Below are 17,049 nucleotides of genomic sequence, written 5' to 3' on the forward strand. Positions count from 1 at the left end.
TGGGCTGTGGGACGCGTTTGATCCGAGGCGTGGGGACGCCGGTGAGTGGGCGTGGGGACGTCTGCTCATATGGGATATAGGGGAAGAGCGGGGCGCATGAGGGCATATGGGGCACCGTCAGTCGTGCTGCCTGACGCGAGAAGAAGAGTGACGTCCGGCACGTACAACCCTGACGGGGGTGAGCGTGTCCAACTGGCGTGGCAGAGGTACTCGACTTCCCCGCGGTGGCCGGCGGCACGGCCCTACGGCCGCCCCGGCGGCCCGTACGCACCCGTATGCCCGGCACGCCCGGCGGCATGCCGGTGATCGCGCCCATGCCCGCAGCGCGGCCAGCCCGCATCCCCGGTCAGCGTGACGGAGCCGAGGACGCCGCGGCGGCCGGCACCACCGTCGACCACCTCACCGAGACCTACCGCACGCACTACCGGTCGCTGCTCGGTCTCGCCGCGCTCCTCCTCGACGACACGGCCTCCTGCGAGGACGTCGTCCAGGAGGCCTTCATCCGCGTCCACTCCGCCCGCAAACGCGTCCGCGACCCCGAGAAGACGCTCGCCTATCTGCGCCAGACGGTCGTGAACCTCTCGCGCTCCGCGCTGCGCCGCCGCATCCTCGGCCTGAAGCTGCTCTCCAAGCCGATGCCGGACATGGCGAGCGCCGAGGAGGGGGCCTACGACCAGCTGGAGCGCGACTCCCTCATCAAGGCGATGAAGGGGTTGCAGCGCCGGCAGCGCGAGGTCCTGGTCCTGCGCTACTTCGCGGACATGACCGAGGCCCAGGTCGCCGAGACGCTCGGCATCTCGCTGGGCTCGGTGAAGGCGTACGGCTCCCGCGGCATCGCCGCGCTGCGGATAGCCATGGAGGCGCCGGCATGACCGGAAAGCCTCGTGAGCGGGGGGAGCCCGCGCGGTGGGGTCGGGCGCGTGAGGCGTCCGACGACTCCTCGTCCGATATCTTGCCCGAGCCCACACAGGCGCACGAGCAGGAGCCGAAGCAACCGCACGCTGGGAACGGAACTGTGAACCACGGCCTCGACGACCAGAGCTCCGAGGGGCTCGACTCGGACGAGCTGGCACTGCGCAGGTTGCTGCACCAGGCGGTGCAGGAGATCGAACCGCGCGACGGCACGCTGGACCATCTGCGCCGGGCCGTGCCCGCACGCCGGGCACGCAAGCGGCAGGCGGTCGTCGGCATGGCCGCCGCGGCGCTCTTCGTGTGCACCGCCGTGCCCGCGCTGGTGCACGTCTCCAACTCCACCGGCCCGGACGCCAACCCCTCGATCGCCGGCCACGGGTCGCAGGCCCAGGGCGGCGCGAGCGAGGGCGGCAGCACCGAGGGCACCGGCGGCACCTCGGGCGGGTCCACGGGCACGGACCGGGACACGGGCCAGGACAGCCCCGAGAAGGGCGACAAGGACACCGGCGCCAGCCCGAGCAGCGGCGTCGTCGACGACAGCACCGACGGCGTCTACCCGTCGGCGACCAGCGCGGTCACGGACCCCGTCTGCACGGCGGCCCAGCTCGGCTCGGCCACCGCGACGGCCGCGGTCGCCGACACCGCGGGGGCGGTGTACGGCACGTTCCGGATCACCAACGTCTCCGCCGCCGGCTGCACGGTCGGAGGCGCAGGCGCGGTGACCCCGCTGGCACAGGGCGCGGCGGACGCCACCAAGATCAGCGTCGCCGCGCACACGGCGGGCGACGCGGCGGCCGGCCTGCCCGACCCGGCCCTCGAGGTCCCGCAGCTGGTGCTGGCCCCTGGCGCTGCCTACGAGGTGCGGTTCGCCTGGGTGCCCTCGGAGACCTGTCCGGCCGACCCCGGCGGTGACAACGGCGGCGAGACCGGCGGCCCCTCGCCCGACCCGACGCCCACGGACGACCCCGGCACCACGACGTCGGGCAGCTCGACCGGCGGCGACACGGGCACGTCGACGCAGCTCATGACCGAGGTCGGTACGCAGGACGGAAGCGTCGTCGTCTCCTACACGGCGGAGGCCGGGTCGCCCACGGTGTCGGCGACGGTGCCGAACGCGTGCGCGGGGACGGTCTACCGCACCGGCGTGCTGTCGGTCTCGTAGGCGTCCGAGGAGGTCGCCCGCCCCGGGTCCGGCGCGCCGTCGGACGGGGTGTCCGCGGCCAGGAGCCCCATCTCGGCGTCGCGCAGGAACTCCACCTCACGGCGGAACAACCGGAACCACATGAACACCACGAACCCGGCGAAGACGAACCATTCGCCGGTGTACCCCAGGTTCTGGAAGGCCTTGAGGTCGAGCCCGGTGTCCGGGGCCGCGCTCACCGGCACGGCCCGCATCCCGGAGTCGCCCTTGTCGAGCGTGACCCAGGCGTCGTAGAGGTCGTACGGCACGAGGTTCACCAGCGAGGCGGCGCTGATCGCCCCGGTCTGGCCGGCCGGCAGCCCGGCCCGCGCGCTGACGCCGTTCTCGCCCGGGTTCTCCGAAGCCTGGAGCGCACCGGTGACGGTCACCTCGCCCCGGGGCGGGGCGGGCACCTCGGCCGAGCCGGCGTCGCCGGGCAGCCAGCCCCGCACCACCGGCAGGGCCTTGCCGCCGTCCGTGCGCAGCAGGGTCAGCACGTAGTAACCCCGTTCGCCGTCCAGCTCGCGGTCCGGGACGAGCAGCTGCTCCCCGTACCGGCCGTCGACGGTCGTCGGGTCGCCGGAGGTCTCCTTGTCGACGGGCAGCAGCTCGTCCAGCGGACGGGCGGCCTGCTTCCCGTCCGAGGAGGCCTGCTCCTCGGCGCTGCGGTGATCCTCGACCCGCGCCTCGAACCGGCTCAGCTGCCAGGACCCCATGAAGACGCAGAAGGGGATGGCGAGCAGCACGAAGAGGTTGATCCCCCACCATCGGGGCGTCAGCAGAAACCGGTACACGCCCCCAAAGGTACGGGGGGAGCGGGGCGGCGCGGGGCGCGGGGTCCCGAAGTTATCCACAGGCTGGGGGCCTCGGGAGCGGGATGCGGTCCGGGGCGGGCAGTATGGGGTCATGACTGAGAGCAACGGGTCCCCCTCGCCCGAGCGGCGCGAGGCCATGCCGAACTGGGAGAAGCGCTTCCGGGCGCCGCGGGTGTCCCTGCCCGACTGGGCGGAGGACGCCCCCGACCGCTCCCTGTTCGTGTCCAACGCGACGGGGACGTACGAGCTGTACGCCTGGGATCGCGCGACGGGTGAGCAGCGCCAGGTGACGAACCGGCCGAACGGCACGACGGACGGCCTGCTCTCCCCGGACGGCGCGTGGATCTGGTGGTTCGACGACAAGGACGGCGACGAGTTCGGCGTGTGGCGCCGCCAGCCCTTCACGGGCGGCGAGGACGAGCTGGCCGTCCCGGGCCTCGACCCGTCCTACCCCGCGGGCCTCGCGCTCGGCCGGGACGGGCGGACGGCGGTTGTGGGACGCTCCACCGACGAGGACGGGACGACCATCCATCTCGCGCGCGCGGGCGAGGGGCCGGTGGAGATCTACCGGCACCGGGAGTCGGCGGGGGTGGGCGACCTGTCCCGCGACGGCTCGCTGATCGCCGTCGAGCACACCGAGCACGGCGACGCCATGCACTCGGCGCTGCGCGTGCTGCGCCCCGACGGCACGCGGGTCGCCGAGCTCGACGACACCAAGGGCGGCACGGTCGAGCTGGGCCTGGAGGTGCTGGGCTTCGCGCCGGTCGACGGGGACACGCGGCTGCTCATCGGGCACCAGCGGCGCGGCCGGTGGGAGCCGCTGGTGTGGGACGTCACCACGGGCGAGGAGACCGACCTGGCGCTGGACCTGCCGGGTGACGTGAGCGCCGAGTGGTACCCGGACGGCTCGGGCCTGCTGATCGGGCACAGTCACGAGGCGCGCGGCGAGCTCTTCCGCTACGACCTCGGCACCCGCGAGCTGGTGAAGGTCCCGACCCCGACCGGCACGGTCTCGGGGGCGACGGCCCGGCCGGACGGCAGTGTGGAGTACCTGTGGTCGTCGGCGGCCGAGCCGTCGTCGGTGCGGTCCACGGCGGGCGGTGTGGTGCTCGACCCGCCGGGCATGAAGTCACCCGGTTCGGTGCCCGTGGAGGACGTGTGGGTGGAGGGGCCCGGCGGCCGGATCCACGCACTCGTGCAGAAGCCGGCGGGGGCCACCGGGCCGCTGCCGACCGTCTTCGACATCCACGGCGGCCCGACCTGGCACGACAGCGACTCGTTCGCGGCGGGCCCGGCGGCCTGGGTCGACCACGGCTACGCGGTCGTCCGGGTCAACTACCGCGGCTCGACGGGTTACGGACGGGCCTGGACGGACGCCCTGAAGCACCGGGTCGGCCTGATCGAGCTGGAGGACATCGCGGCGGTCCGGGAGTGGGCGATCGACTCGGGGCTCGCGGATCCGGACCGGCTGATCCTCACCGGCGGCTCCTGGGGCGGCTACCTCACGCTCCTCGGCCTCGGCGTCCAGCCCGACGCGTGGACGATGGGCATCGCCGCGGTCCCGGTGGCCGACTACGTCACCGCGTACCACGACGAGATGGAGGCCCTCAAGGCAATGGACCGCACGCTGCTCGGCGGCACCCCGGAGGAGGTCCCCGAGCGCTTCGAGGCGTCCTCGCCGCTGACGTACGTCGACCAGGTCAAGGCGCCGGTCTACATCTCCGCCGGAGTCAACGACCCGCGCTGCCCCATCCGTCAGATCGAGAACTACGTCAAGCGCCTCCAGGCCCGTGAAGCGGTTCACGAGGTCTACCGCTACGAGGCCGGGCACGGCTCCCTGGTCGTCGACGAGCGCATCAAGCAGGTTCGGCTGGAACTGGACTTCGCGGAGCGCCATCTGAAGGCGCGCGCCGGGGAGTGACGTTCCTCCGGGACGTGACGTCCCCCTGAGGTTCTCCCGCCCGGGCCCAGCACCCCTGCCGTCCGTCGTGCTGGGCCCGCGGTGGCCGACAGTGCCCGCTGCGGGCCGCCCTCGCCGCGGACCGCCGGCTCGGCGGGGCTCACGACCCGGTTCGCTGCCGGCGTCTGCGGCCGAGGAGTTCCGCGAGCCCGCGGCGGGTCGCCGCCAGGACCACGCGGTCCTCGGCGCGCAGCACATAGGTGGGCGGCAGCTCCCAGACGAGGTCGGAGGCGGCCGCGCGGCCCCTGGACGCCGGGCTCGTCGCGAGGTCGGCGCGGCGTTCTCCCGGGGCCGCCGTGTCCAGGGCCAGCACCCGCCAGGAACCGGCGCGGAAGGCGTCGGCCACCGTCCTGCCCTCCAACTGCCGGATGCCCCGCACCTCCAGGGCCGCAAACAGCAGCACCCGCCGCTCGACGGGGATCGCCCCCAGCACCTGCCGCCCCATCATCGCCCCGGCGAACGACGGGGCCGCGAGATGCGTGACGCTGCGGCTGCGGGTGAGCGCCCTCGGGTGCGCGGCGCGCAGGGTGCGGTAGACGGCCGCGGCGAAGTCGTCGTCGAAGAGGCGGAGCACGACCCGCAGGTCGGGCCGGACGGACCGGGCGTAGAGCACGGCCTCCAGATTGGTCGTGTCGACGCTGGTCAGCGCGAGCAGCGTGTCGGCACGGTGGACCTTCGCGGCCTCCAGGACGCCCTCCTGCGTGACGTCCCCGAGCACCACCGGCACCCGCAGCCGCCGGGCCGTCGCCATGCCCCGCGCCTCGGGGTCGGCCTCGACGCACACCACCGGGATGTGCAGCTCCCGCAGCCGGGTCAGCACACGCGTGCCGATCTTGCCGAGGCCGAGCAGGACGACGTGCCCGCTGAGCCCGCGCGGCGGCCTGCGCAGCGTGGAGGCGGTGCGGAAGGTGCCGAGGGCCTCCAGCACGGCGGCGAGCAGTACCGGCAGCAGCAGTAACCCGACCACGGCGGACAGGAGTTGGAGGATCTGCCGGCCGAGGGAGGCGTTGGTGGCGGGGTCGTCGATGCCGAGGATGTCGAGCAGCGTGAGATAGGTGGCGTGCAGCGGATGGTCGTCCGTGACCACGGTCAGCGCGATCGCCAGCGCCACCACGGCACCCACGAGCCCGGCCAGCGACCAGCGCAGCCGCCGCGAGAACAGGGAGGATATCGGCGGCACGACACCCACCGCGCGGCCGCCGGATCCGGGCGCTCCGGCGTAGGAGACCTGTTCCAGCACGACCGTGCCGCGACCGGTGGCCGCCGCGACCTCCTCCTCGTCCGGCAGCAGCCGCGGACCCCGGTCCCCGCTGCCCTCCGAGCCGTCGGCCCCCGCCGGGTCGCTGCTCGTCGCCGACAGCAGCGCCAGCGTGCACAGCCCCGGGTCGGCGACCTGTCCCGGCGCGGGCGGCGTCCGCTCCACGGCGCGCAGCAGCAGCCCGTCGGTCTGCACGACCTTGCTGGTGCCGACCAGGGCGGTCGCGGCCAGCGCGGGCGCGGCGGTGTCGGCGTCGGACAGCACGGTGGTGGAGGCGTCGAAGCCGCCGCCCGCCCCGCCGGTCGCGAGCGCGGAGGCCTGGTCGAGGAGTTCCTCGATGTGCTGGCCGAGCCGCCGGTTGTACAGACGCAGGACGATGCGCAGCCGGGGGTTGAGGCGGCGGGCGGTGAGCGCGGCGCGGATGTTGGTCTCGTCGTCGTCGTACACGAGCGCCAGTGCGGTGGCCCGCTCCACGCCCGCCTCGGCGAGCACCGCCTCGGACGGTTCGGCGGCCTCCACCAGCCGCACACCGCCGCTGCCGCTGCCGCTGCCGCTGTCGCCGTTCGGTGGTGTGCCGTTGCCCGCGGCGCGCCCGGCGGCGCTCACCATCCGGTCGAGCAGGGCCGCCGACGCGGCCCGCGCCCGGCCCACGACCGGTTGCGGCACCGGCCGTTCGGAGGGCGGCGCGACGAGCGTCACCTGCTCCTCGTACACGCCCCTGAGTTCGGCCGCGAGCCGGTGCGCGAGCCCGTCGTCACCGCACACCACCATGTGCGCGGACGCCTCGCCCGGCCGGCCCTGATTCGGAACGCTCGCCACGAGGGGAAAGACTGCCCCAACGGGACCGATGGTTCCAGCAACGGATTGAACGCCCGTTCCGATTCAGCCGTATCGAAGAGGAGCCGCCCCGCGCAACGGAGGACCCCACCCGTGGCCGTCACCGTCCCCGAGCCACCGCACCCGTCACCGCCGGGACCGGCGCCCGTGCCCCCTCCGACGTCCCCGCCGCCGTCCCCCACCCCCGGCGGGGACGGCGACGGCTGGCACCTCAGCTCGCCCCTGGTCCTGACCGTCACCCTGCTCCTGCTGCTGCTCGCCCAGGCCCCGATCCGCCGTGCCCTGTCCGCGCCGGTGATGCAGAGCTGGACCACGGTGTTCGTCGCGGTGGTCGTGCAGGCGCTGCCGTTCCTCGTGCTCGGGGTGCTGCTCTCGGCGGCCGTCGCCGTGTTCGTACCGGCGTCCGTGTTCGCCCGCGTGCTGCCGGCCAGGCCTGCCGCGGCGGTTCCGGTGGCGGGGCTGGCCGGAGCGGTCGTCCCCGGCTGCGAGTGCGCCTCGGTGCCGGTGGCGGGGGCGCTGATCCGCCGGGGAGTGGCCCCCGCGGCCGCCTTGGCGTTCCTGCTCGCCGCGCCCGCGATCAACCCGATCGTGCTGACCGCGACGGCGGTCGCCTTCCCGGGCCACCCCGAGATGGTGGCCGCCCGGTTCGTCGCGAGCCTGGCCGCGGCCTGTGTGATGGGCTGGCTGTGGATGCGGCTCGGCCGCGCCGACTGGCTGCGCCCGCCGCCGCGTCCGTCGTACGAGGGGCAGGGCAGGGGAGCGGCGTTCTGGGGGTCGGTGCGGCACGACGTGATGCACGCCGGAGGGTTTCTCGTGATCGGCGCGATGGCGGCCGCGACGCTGAAGGCGGTCGTCCCCGAGGGATGGCTGCAGGCGGCCGCGGGCAACCCGGTGGTGGCGGTGCTGGCCCTGGCCGTGCTCGCCGTGCTGCTGTCGATCTGCTCGGAGGCGGACGCGTTCGTGGCCGCGTCGCTGACGCAGTTCTCGCCGACGGCACGGCTGGCGTTCCTGGTCGTGGGACCGATGGTGGATCTGAAGCTGTTCGCGATGCAGGCGGGCACGTTCGGCCGCGGCTTCGCCCTGCGTTTCGCGCCGGCGACCTTCGCCGTCGCCGTCGGGGTGTCCGTGCTGACCGGGGCGGTGCTGCTGTGAACCGGCACACGCAGGCGGCCGTGCTGTGCCTGCTCGGGGTGTCCCTGCTGCACGCGGGCGCCACGGACCTGTCGCTGCGCTACGTCAAGGCGGGGCTGCGGCCGTTGCTGCTGGTGGCGGGGGTGGTGCTGGTCGTGGCGGCGGTCGCGACGGTCTGGTACGAGCGTCGGGGGCCGGCCTCCGACGCCCACCACGAACCACGCGTCTCCTGGCTCCTGCTCCTGCCGGTCCTCGCGCTGATCCTGATCGCCCCGCCGGCCCTCGGCTCGTACAGCGCGATGCGCACCGGCACGGCCCTGCAACGGCCGCCCGCCTACGCCCCGTTGCCCTCCGGCGACCCGGTCCGGCTCGGTGTCGTCGACTACGCGAGCCGGGCGGCGTACGACGAGGGCCGCACCCTGCGCGACCGCAGGGTCAGGATCACGGGGTTCGTGGCGCTGGACCGGGCAGGCACCCCGTACCTGGTCCGCATGGCGCTCAACTGCTGTGCCGCCGACGCCCAGCCGGTGAAGATCGGGCTGGCCGGACGGGTCCCGCCGGTGCTGCAACCGGACAGCTGGCTGGAGGTCACCGGCACCTACACCCCGAAACGGACCCGCGACCCGGTGGGCGGCGGACCCATCCCGTACATCGACATCACGAGCGCCGAGCCGGTGCGGGCGCCCGCCGACCCGTACGACGAGAGCTGGAACAACTGAGCCGGCCCCGGGCGACGCGCTGGTCATCTGACGCTCCGTCAGTTATGGTCCGACCGCCGCTACCGAAGGGGTGATGTCCAGTGCCGTCATGTCCCCGGAGCCCGCAGCCGACGGGCACTCCACGCTGGGTCGCGATGTTCTACGAGCCCTCCTCCGCGTCCTGGCGGGTCGGTGCGGAGTCGCCGTACCGGGTTCCCGTGCAGTACGCCATGGGCGAGATGACCCAGACCCTGCGGGCCCGCGGCCGGGATCCGGTCATGGCCCTGTGGGGGCCGCGGGACGGCGCCTGGCAGCGGATCGACGCGCCCGCCGCCGCTCCTGCCCCCGAGGCCGCCGCCGCTCCCGCCGCCGAGCCGTCCTCCGCGGACCCGGCTCAGCCCTCCAAGCTCACCGAGCGCCTCACCGACCGCCGCCACCAGGTGCTCCTCGCCGCGCTGCACCGCGCCGGACTGTACGACCTCGCCCCGGACGACGAGGCGGCCGTGCGGGAGGTCGTGGACCGGCTGGACGAGACGACGGTCCGCAGGGCCGCCCACTGGCTCACTCTCGCCGCCAACCAGAGCCCCCCGGTTGGGTGAGGGGACCGACGGGCAGGGAAAGGGACGTAGGTGTCGGTTCCGATCCGCCCGTCGGCCCCCGGGCCGGAGGCGTCTGGAGTGGGAATGAAGCTCTCCGTCGACCCCGAGCGCTGCTACGGCTCCGGTGACTGCGCGTACCGGGTTCCGTCCGTCTTCACGCTGGTGGACGGTTACGGCGCCGTCGTCCCTGGGCGGGAGGACGGCGGGGGCGAGCCCGCGGTCCGGGAGGCGGTCGAGGGCTGCCCGTCCCAGGCCATCATGGTCACCGAGTAGCGCCGGGCCCGCCGACCGGATGAGCCGTTCCCGTACGGCGGCCACGTCACCCACCGCCGCCACGTCACCCACCGCCGCCACGGCCGTCACCGCGGCCACGGAAGCCCTGGTCACCCTCGGCAGCCGCTACGTACGGCACGCGCCCGGCACGTTCGGCAAGGCGGCCCTCGCCGCGCGCGTGCTGAACCCGTATCTGCGTGACCACCCGCGGCGGCGCGTCGTCCAAACGCGCTCGGGCGCCCGGTTCGCGGTCGACACCGAGGACCTGATCCAGCGCTACCTCTACCTCTTCGGCGCCTGGGAACCCCATATGGGCGCCTGGCTGCGCAGCCGCCTCGGACCCGGCGACGGCTTCGTCGACGTCGGCGCCAACATAGGGGTCTTCAGCGTCCTGGCCGCGCGGCTCGTCGGGGACGCGGGACGGGTCGTGGCCGTCGAGGCGTCGCCCGCGTGCCACCGGCGCCTGGAGCGGCACGTCCGGCTCAACGGCTGCCGCACGGTCCGGACCGTCAACGCCGCGGCGTCCGACCGCCGTCAGCGTCTGACCTTCACCCTCGCCAGCTCCCGCAACACGGGCGCGAACAGCATCGTCCCGTACGACGGCCCCGCCGAGGCCGTCTTCGAGGTCGACGCCGCTCCGCTGCCCGACCTGCTGGCACCGGGCGAGCTGGAGAGCGCACGGGTGATCAAGATAGACGTGGAGGGGGCGGAGGGAGCGGTCGTGCGGGGCCTCGCGCCCCTGCTGGGCGGGCTCCGGCCCGATGCCGAGATCACGGTCGAGGTGACGCCCGCGCGGATGGCCGCGCTCGGCGACTCCGTCGAGGAGTTGCTTCAGACCATGGCCGGGGCCGGCTTCCACGTCTACCGGCTGGCCAACGACTACGACCCCGCGAGCTATCCGCCCGCCCTCGGTGGTCCCCGCCGGGTGCCCCTGCGCTGGCGTGCCCCGGTCACCGAGGAGAGCGACCTGGTCTTTTCGCGCACGGACGCCGAGGCGCTGCCCTGACATCCGCCGACATCCGACGGGCAGTCAGTAAGGTGCGAAACGGATGAAAGGGGGCCCCATCGTGGCCATCAGGACCGTCTACGCCGTCATTCCCGTCGCCGACTTCGCCGCGGCCCGCGCCTGGTACGAGCGCCTCTGGGGCCGTCCGGCCGACCGGGACCCCATGAGCGGGCTGGCGGAGTGGGAGGTCATCGCCGGCGGCGCGATCCAGCTGCTCCTGGAACCCGACCGCGCGGGCTCGGCCATGCTGACGCTGGCGGTCGACGACGTCGCCGAGGAGGTCCGGCTCGCCGCGGAACGGGGTCTGGACCTGGGCGCGGTCCAGGAGACACCCGAGGGCCGCTACCGCATCGCCGCGGCCAACGACCCGGCCGGAAACGTCGTCACCCTCGCCCAGGAGATCCTCCGCCCGTCCTGACACCCGTCCTGACGCCCGCGCGGAGAGCCCGCCCGCTGGGGGCGGGCGGCGCCGCTACGGCGTGCCGTTCGGCGGATACCCCCAGCCGAACTCCGCCAGTGCCAGGGCCCGTGCCTCCGCCACCGCCATGCGCGCCGCCCGTTCCTCCGGGTCGACGTGCGGGGCCTGGCCCGTCACCTGGCCCTCCCACTTCCGGTAGAGGAGCCCCACCTCCGCCGAGAACCACCCCCGGCTCACCGCGCTCAGCGCCAGCAGCAGCCCCGTGTCCTCCGACGCGGGCAGCGCCATCCAGCCGCCGAGCGCCACCAGCAGTTCCCGGCGTACGCACAGCGACGCCGGGTGGACCGGGGCGCGGAAGTCGTTCGCCTTCCAGAAGCCGAGCACGTCGCCCCGCTCGATCGGCCCGTCCTCCGGGTCGCCCGGGAAGCCGGCCGTCGAACCGTCCGGCCACAGGTCGAGCACCCGCGACGTCACCCACCCGACCTCCGGGTCGGCCTCCAGCACCGCCAGATCGCGGGCCAGCACACCGGGCGCCAGCTGGTCGTCGGCGTCCAGGACCTTCACGTACTCGCCCCGCGCCCGCGCCAGCGCGATCGTGCGCGCCACCCCGGGCCCGCCGCGCCGCCCCTGACGGAACGTCACCCGCATGTCCTCGGGCACGTACGGACGGACGTCCTCCGACCCGCCGTCCTCCTGGATCACCCAGCGCCACTCCCAGCCCCGCGGCAGCCGCTGCTCGCACAGCGACTTGTAGGCGTCGGGCAGGAAGCGGGCCGACGGCGGGTGCACCGCGGTGACGATCACGACGTGCCGTGTCACGGCAGCCCTCACCACCTCTCCAGGGTCGTGGTGAAGAGCAGCTCGGTGCGGTCGCCCGGCAGCGTGACGTCGGTGATGTCCACGACCCGGCCCTCGGTGTCGTACGACCTCTTGTGCAGCAGGATCACCGAGGTCCCCGGCGGCAGGTCCAGCTCGGCGGCCTCCTCCGGCGTCGGCGGCCGGGCCGTGAAGCGTTCCTCGATGCGCTCCACCTCGATGCCGACGGTGCGCAGTTGGTGCTGGGTGCCGCCCGGCCAGGGCTCGTTGCCCTGGTCCAGCAGGGCGGGGTTCGCGGCGATCACGTCGCGGACCAGGTAGGACGTGACGAGGCTGAAGGGCGCGGTCTCCGTCGCGCATCTGGTGCGGTACGTCCGCTCCAGCAGGACCGTGCGCTCGGGGACGCCGAACCCCCGCGCCAGCTCCGCGGACGCCTTGACCTCGCGATAGCTCGCGTGGAAGACCAGGTCCCCGGCGTCCAGACCGGTCTCACGTTCCGTCGCGCCGGTGGCCGCCCGCTGGGGCAGCGGCTGGCGGGCGCGGTCCTTCTCCCACTGGTGACGCCTGTTGTCGCGGACCGCGAGCGTGCGCGGACGGCGGACGAAGTTGCCGAGGCCGTGCCGCTTGTCGATGAGGCCTTCCTCGCTGAGCAGCCGCAGCGCGTTCTGGATCGTCGGCACGCTGCGCCGGTACCGCTCGGCGAGTTCCGTCTCGGCCGGCAGCCGCTCTCCGGGCCTGCGTTCGCCCTCGCGGATGGACCGGCGGATGTCGTCCGCGATCACCTCGTACGCCTTCGGCACATGCGTCAGCGTACGGCTCCTCAAGAGGTCTTGCTGACCTGGAGGGGCCGAATGGCTTGGGGCGCGGGGGACATGGGGAGAGGGCGACTGCCCGAAGAGTGAACGAAAACGCCCGATCGCTGGCGACGGGGGATGCACCAGCGATCGGGCTGTGGCCAAGACTAACAAGGCGGATGGCGCCGCGGGAGCCGACTGATGAGGTGCGTCGAGGCGCTGTGACGCGGATCACTCCTGGCAGGGCGGCTCGTAGGACAGGCGTGGCAGGTACTCGTGCCACTTCTCGGGCGTCAGCACACCCCGTGTGGTCGAGCAGATGTGCTTCACCGCGTCGTCCACGTTCAGGTCCCACAGCCGTACGGTCCCGGCGCCGCTCGACACCCCGAGCAGACGGCTGTTGGGACTGAAGGACAGGAAGTTCCCGGTCTTGGCGTTGGGGCTGAGCGACTGCCCGATGGGCGTGGCCTGGGAGGGGCGGCCGACGTCCCAGAGGCGGACCGTGTCGTCGTTGCCCCCGCTGGCCAGCGTGCGTCCGTCCCGGCGGAACGTCAGCGACACCACCGCCTCGGTGTGCCCGCTGAGAGGGGATCCGAGCCGCTCGGCCCTCAGGGGGTCGCCGACGCCCCACAGCCCCACGGTGTTGTCGTCGCTGCCGCTGGCCAGCGTGCGGCCGTCGGGGCTGAAGGTGAGCGTGTTGACGGGGCCGTGATGGCCCCGCATGGCGGCGCCGGTCCCGGCGACGGGGCGGCGGCCGGAGACGTCCCACAGGCGGATGGTGTTGTCGGCGCTGCCGCTGGCGAGCGTGCGGCCGTCGGGGCTGAAGGCGAGGGTGTTGACGTAGCCGGTGTGTCCGGTCAGCGGATCGCCCAGGCGACGCGGCGCGGAGGGGTCGGCGACGTTCCAGAGCTGGATGGTGCGGTCCTCGTAGGCGGTGGCGAGCGTGCGCCCGTCGGGGCTGTACGCCAGCGCCTCGGGGCCGGCGTACCGGGTGCGCAGCCTCAGGGGAGAGCCGTGGGCGACGGGCGCGGCCGGGTCGGTGACGTCCCACAACTGCACCGTGCGGCTGCCGGTCAGCACCGCGAGGGTGCGCCCGTCGGGGGCGAACACCACGGTGCGGACGTCGCCCTCGACGGGCAGGAACGGCTTGCCCAGCAGCACCGGCCGGCGCGGCGCCCGGACGTCCCACAGCCGGATCCGCTGGTCGCGCGCGGCGGTGGCGAGCACCCGCCCGTCCGGGCGGAACACCCCGATCCGGCCGAGCATGTCCGAGGTCGGTATCGACCACAGCCGCACCTTGTTGTCGCCGGTGCCGGTGGCGAGGGTACGGCCGTCCGGGCTGAAGCCGAGGGCGTACATCTCGCCGCTGCTGCCCGCGAGCGGCTCGCCGACCTGGGAGGGGAACGCCGGGTTGCTGACGTCCCACAGGCTCGCCGTGCTGTCCGCGCTGGCGACGGCGAGCAGTGAGCTGTCCGGGGTGAACGCCACCGACCAGACGGGCCCGGTGTGCCCGGTGAGCGGCGCCCCGAGCGGCGCCGCGTCCCCGATCTCGGTGACGTCCCACAGCTGCACGGTGTCGTCGGCGCTGCCGCTTGCCAGGGTGCGGCCGTCGGGGCTGAAGGCGACGGAGTGGACGAGGGCCCGATGTCCGGTCAGCACGTCGCCGAGCGGCTCGGGACGACGCCGGTCGGTCATGTCCCACAGCCGCACCGTGGTGTCGTCGCCGCCCGAGGCCAGGGTCCGCCCGTCGGGGCTGAAGGCGACCGAGCGGACGGCGGCGGTGTGGCCGGTGAGGGCGCCGAGCGGGCGCGGCCGCCCCGGGGCGCTCACGTCCCACAGCCGTACGACGCGGTCCTCGGTCGCGGCGGCCAGCGTACGGCCGTCCGGGCTGAAAGCGAGCAGGTAGATCGTGCGGTCGTGACCGGTGAGCGGGGCGCCGAGCGGGCGGGGACGACGGGGGTCGCGGATGTCCCACAGCCGGACGGTGCCGTCGTCCGAGGCGCTGGCGAGGGTGCGGCCGTCCGGGCTGAAGACGGCCGTGCTCACCCAGCTCGTGTGCGCGGTCAAGGGCTTGCCCAGGGGCCTCGGGCGGCGCGGGTCCGCCACGTCCCACAGGCGGACCGTGCGGTCGTAGCTCGCGGTGGCCAGCAGCTTGCCGTCGGGGCTGAACGTCGTCAGGTAGACGGCGCCGGTGTGGCCGGACAGCGGGGTGGCCAGCGGCGCGTTCACGATCGACACCAGCCGGTTCGTGGTGCCCTCGTCGTCGGGGCGCAGCCGGTGCGCGACCAGGTCGAGCTGGGCGGACAGCGAGGGGTCGGTGTACTGCACGCGGTCGGCCTCGGCCAGCACCTGCTCGAACACCGCGTCGTCGCGCTGCTGCCACGCCACCACCGCCGCCCCGACCGCCAGCACCGACAGCGCGACCAGCGCCGCGACCGCGCTCCGGCTTATCCACACCGTGCGCCGGCGCAGCCGGGCCGATGCGGCGAGGAAGTCGGCCGCGCCGCGGGTCAGGAAGGTGTCGCCGGCCGACCGCGCCCAGGCGCGGGCGTGCTCCAGCCGCGAACCCCGGTACAGCAGCGAGTTGTCGCGGTGGGTCGCCTCCCAGGCCCGGCTGTCCTCCTCCAGCCGCTGGCGCAGCAGGTTGCCGCCCCGGTCCTCGTCGATCCAGTCGCGCAGCCGGGGCCAGGCGTGCAGGAGTGCCTCGTGGGTGATCTCCACGGTCTCCGCGTCCAGCGTCACCAGCCGGGCGCGCACCAGTTCCTCCAGCGACTCCTCCGTCTTGCCGGGGTCCGCCGACTCCTGCGCGAGCTGGCGCCGCGTGCCCCGCCGCCGGGTCGCCTGGGTGTCCTCGCCCAGCCGGACCAGCCGCAGCAGCAGCAGCCGGGCGGCCGTGCGCGCCGCCGGGTCCAGCTTCGACCAGGCCCGTTCGGCGGTCGCCGCCACCGCTCCCTGGATGCCGCCGGCCGCGCGGTACCCGGCCGTCGTCAGCCGGCCTCCCTTGCGCCGCTGCCAGGTGGCGAGCAGCGCGTGCGACAGCAGGGGCAGGGCGCCCGCGTCGTGTGCCCCGCGCGGCCCGTCGAAGCCCACCTCACGGACGATCAGCTCCGCGAGTCCCGGCTCCAGTTCGAGTCCCACGGCCTTCGCGGGGCCGGTCACCGCCTCGCGCAACTCGGCGGCGCTGAGCGGTCCGAGCACCATGTGCCGGTGCTGCAGGGCGTCGGCCAGTTCGGGATGGCCGAGGCACTGCTCGTAGAAGTCGGCGCGGATGCCGAGGAGGACGAGCACGGGGGCCGGTTCGCCCGGTCCCGAGGGGGAGGCCGCGTCGTGCAGGATCTGGATGAACGTCCGCCGGTCGCTCTCGTCGGAGCAGAGGGTGAAGGTCTCCTCGAACTGGTCGACGATGACGACCGGCCGGGCCCCGTCCGGCGCCCACGCGGCGACCGCCGCCCGTACGGCGTGCGCGAACTCGGGAGTGCCGGGCACGCCGGCGGTGGTCACCGGCGCGAGTTCGGGTATGCGGCAGGTCAGCTCCGCCAGCGGGTCGGCCCCCGGGACCAGTTGCACCACCTCCCGGCCCTCACCGCCCCGCAGCGCGGGCACCAGCCCGGCGTTCAGCAACGAGGACTTCCCCGCCCCGGAGGCGCCGACGAGCATGACGAGCCCGCCGGTCCGCTCCGCGGCGCGCAGTTGGGCCGCCAGGGCGTCCGTGCTCCGCTCCCGCCCGAAGAACCACCGCGCGTCCTCCTGACGGTAGGAGGCCAGTCCCCGGTACGGGCACACCCCTCCCGGCACGCCCGGGCTCCCCTCGGCCGGCGTGCCGTCTTCCTCCTCCGGGTCCGCCGCCCCGCCGGCCGGGCGCTCGGCGATCGGATCGGCCACCGCGCGCTCCCACAGGCGCTGCCACTGGCCGATGTCGTACAGTCCGGCGGAGACCGGGACGGGCCGCTCCCGCCGGGCGTGCGGGATCAGCACCTGCAGCACGGCCGCGAGCGCGGCGAAGTGGGCCGGTACGTTCCTGGCGCGGCGCCAGTCGCTGATCCGCTGCGCGGAGACCCGTACGGGGCGCCCCCGTTCGTCCACCCGTTTCAGCCGGACGACGGCCTCGGACACCGTCTTCAGGGGCGGGTTGCCGGCCTCCTTGTACAGCAGCGCGAGCCGTTCCGCGAAGGCTGTGCGTGCCCCTGAGTCCGAGCCCAAGGTCTCCACCCCTTACTTCCGCACCACCTGGCCATCCGGACCGGAAAAGTCACTTTATACGGCTGACCTGCGCAGAAGCCGTCCTCCGGACGCCAAAGACTCCTCGTCGCGGGCCCCGAATGGCAGGATCACGACCACGCACAGCACCACCC

14 protein-coding genes are annotated in these 17,049 nt (G+C 74.2%); 9 read left to right on the plus strand and 5 right to left on the minus strand.

Going from position 1 to position 17,049, the window contains the following annotated elements; genetic code table 11:
- The first annotated feature begins 275 nt into the window (after positions 1-275).
- Both ACIP2X_RS21845 and ACIP2X_RS21850 read left to right on the plus strand, forming a co-directional pair.
- Positions 276-872 carry a SigE family RNA polymerase sigma factor gene (locus ACIP2X_RS21845; RefSeq protein WP_401675831.1) on the plus strand — a complete coding sequence of 199 codons (597 nt, stop codon included), beginning with the start codon at positions 276-278 and terminating at the stop codon, positions 870-872.
- A 143-nt stretch (positions 873-1,015) separates the two neighbouring features.
- The gene (locus ACIP2X_RS21850; RefSeq protein WP_401675557.1) at positions 1,016-2,074 is read left to right on the plus strand and encodes a hypothetical protein; all 1,059 of its coding nucleotides are present in this window, start codon (positions 1,016-1,018) and stop codon (positions 2,072-2,074) included.
- On the opposite strand, the gene ACIP2X_RS21855 is transcribed toward ACIP2X_RS21850, so the two are convergent.
- The gene (locus ACIP2X_RS21855) at positions 2,044-2,886 is read right to left on the minus strand and encodes an SURF1 family protein (protein ID WP_401675559.1); all 843 of its coding nucleotides are present in this window, start codon (positions 2,884-2,886) and stop codon (positions 2,044-2,046) included. The two genes, ACIP2X_RS21850 and ACIP2X_RS21855, sit on opposite strands and share 31 nt — an antisense overlap.
- Before the next feature lie 112 nt (positions 2,887-2,998).
- On the opposite strand from ACIP2X_RS21855, the gene ACIP2X_RS21860 reads away from it, so the two are divergent.
- The gene (locus ACIP2X_RS21860) at positions 2,999-4,828 is read left to right on the plus strand and encodes a prolyl oligopeptidase family serine peptidase (RefSeq protein WP_401675561.1); all 1,830 of its coding nucleotides are present in this window, start codon (positions 2,999-3,001) and stop codon (positions 4,826-4,828) included.
- A gap of 139 nt (positions 4,829-4,967) precedes the next feature.
- Here ACIP2X_RS21860 and ACIP2X_RS21865 read toward each other — a convergent pair whose 3' ends face one another.
- A complete protein-coding gene (locus ACIP2X_RS21865) occupies positions 4,968-6,896 on the minus strand; it encodes an NAD-binding protein (RefSeq protein WP_401675833.1) in 1,929 nt (642 codons plus the stop codon).
- A gap of 213 nt (positions 6,897-7,109) precedes the next feature.
- Between ACIP2X_RS21865 and ACIP2X_RS21870 the strand changes: the two genes are divergently transcribed.
- The 6 genes from ACIP2X_RS21870 (at position 7,110) to ACIP2X_RS21895 (ending at position 11,087) form a co-directional block, all read left to right on the plus strand.
- The gene (locus ACIP2X_RS21870; RefSeq protein WP_401675834.1) at positions 7,110-8,114 is read left to right on the plus strand and encodes a permease; all 1,005 of its coding nucleotides are present in this window, start codon (positions 7,110-7,112) and stop codon (positions 8,112-8,114) included.
- Complete coding sequence (locus ACIP2X_RS21875; protein WP_401675563.1) at positions 8,111-8,812, plus strand: TIGR03943 family putative permease subunit; 702 nt, start codon at positions 8,111-8,113, stop codon at positions 8,810-8,812. Before ACIP2X_RS21870 ends, ACIP2X_RS21875 begins: the two co-directional genes overlap by 4 nt.
- A 134-nt stretch (positions 8,813-8,946) precedes the next feature.
- Positions 8,947-9,390 carry a hypothetical protein gene (locus tag ACIP2X_RS21880; protein WP_401675565.1) on the plus strand — a complete coding sequence of 148 codons (444 nt, stop codon included), beginning with the start codon at positions 8,947-8,949 and terminating at the stop codon, positions 9,388-9,390.
- A gap of 84 nt (positions 9,391-9,474) precedes the next feature.
- Positions 9,475-9,663, plus strand: coding sequence for a ferredoxin (locus tag ACIP2X_RS21885; protein WP_401675567.1), 189 nt, complete (start codon positions 9,475-9,477; stop codon positions 9,661-9,663).
- Between the two features lie 19 nt (positions 9,664-9,682).
- The gene (locus ACIP2X_RS21890; RefSeq protein WP_401675569.1) at positions 9,683-10,669 is read left to right on the plus strand and encodes an FkbM family methyltransferase; all 987 of its coding nucleotides are present in this window, start codon (positions 9,683-9,685) and stop codon (positions 10,667-10,669) included.
- A gap of 61 nt (positions 10,670-10,730) precedes the next feature.
- On the plus strand, positions 10,731-11,087 hold the full coding sequence (locus tag ACIP2X_RS21895) for a VOC family protein (RefSeq protein ID WP_401675571.1): 357 nt from the start codon (positions 10,731-10,733) through the stop codon (positions 11,085-11,087).
- Between the two features lie 54 nt (positions 11,088-11,141).
- On the opposite strand, the gene ACIP2X_RS21900 is transcribed toward ACIP2X_RS21895, so the two are convergent.
- The 3 genes from ACIP2X_RS21900 to ACIP2X_RS21910 all read right to left on the minus strand — a co-directional run bounded on the left by ACIP2X_RS21900 (position 11,142) and on the right by ACIP2X_RS21910 (position 16,906).
- Positions 11,142-11,906, minus strand: a complete 765-nt coding sequence (locus tag ACIP2X_RS21900; RefSeq protein WP_401675573.1) for a glycosyltransferase family 2 protein — start codon at positions 11,904-11,906, stop codon at positions 11,142-11,144.
- Between the two features lie 8 nt (positions 11,907-11,914).
- A complete protein-coding gene (locus ACIP2X_RS21905; RefSeq protein ID WP_401675575.1) occupies positions 11,915-12,703 on the minus strand; it encodes a GntR family transcriptional regulator in 789 nt (262 codons plus the stop codon).
- Between the two features lie 225 nt (positions 12,704-12,928).
- On the minus strand, positions 12,929-16,906 hold the full coding sequence (locus ACIP2X_RS21910; protein WP_401675577.1) for a hypothetical protein: 3,978 nt from the start codon (positions 16,904-16,906) through the stop codon (positions 12,929-12,931).
- Positions 16,907-17,049: the final 143 nt, after the last annotated feature.

The organism is Streptomyces sp. NPDC089424, assembly GCF_044749345.1.
In the GTDB taxonomy this organism is placed as follows: Bacteria; Actinomycetota; Actinomycetes; order Streptomycetales; family Streptomycetaceae; genus Streptomyces.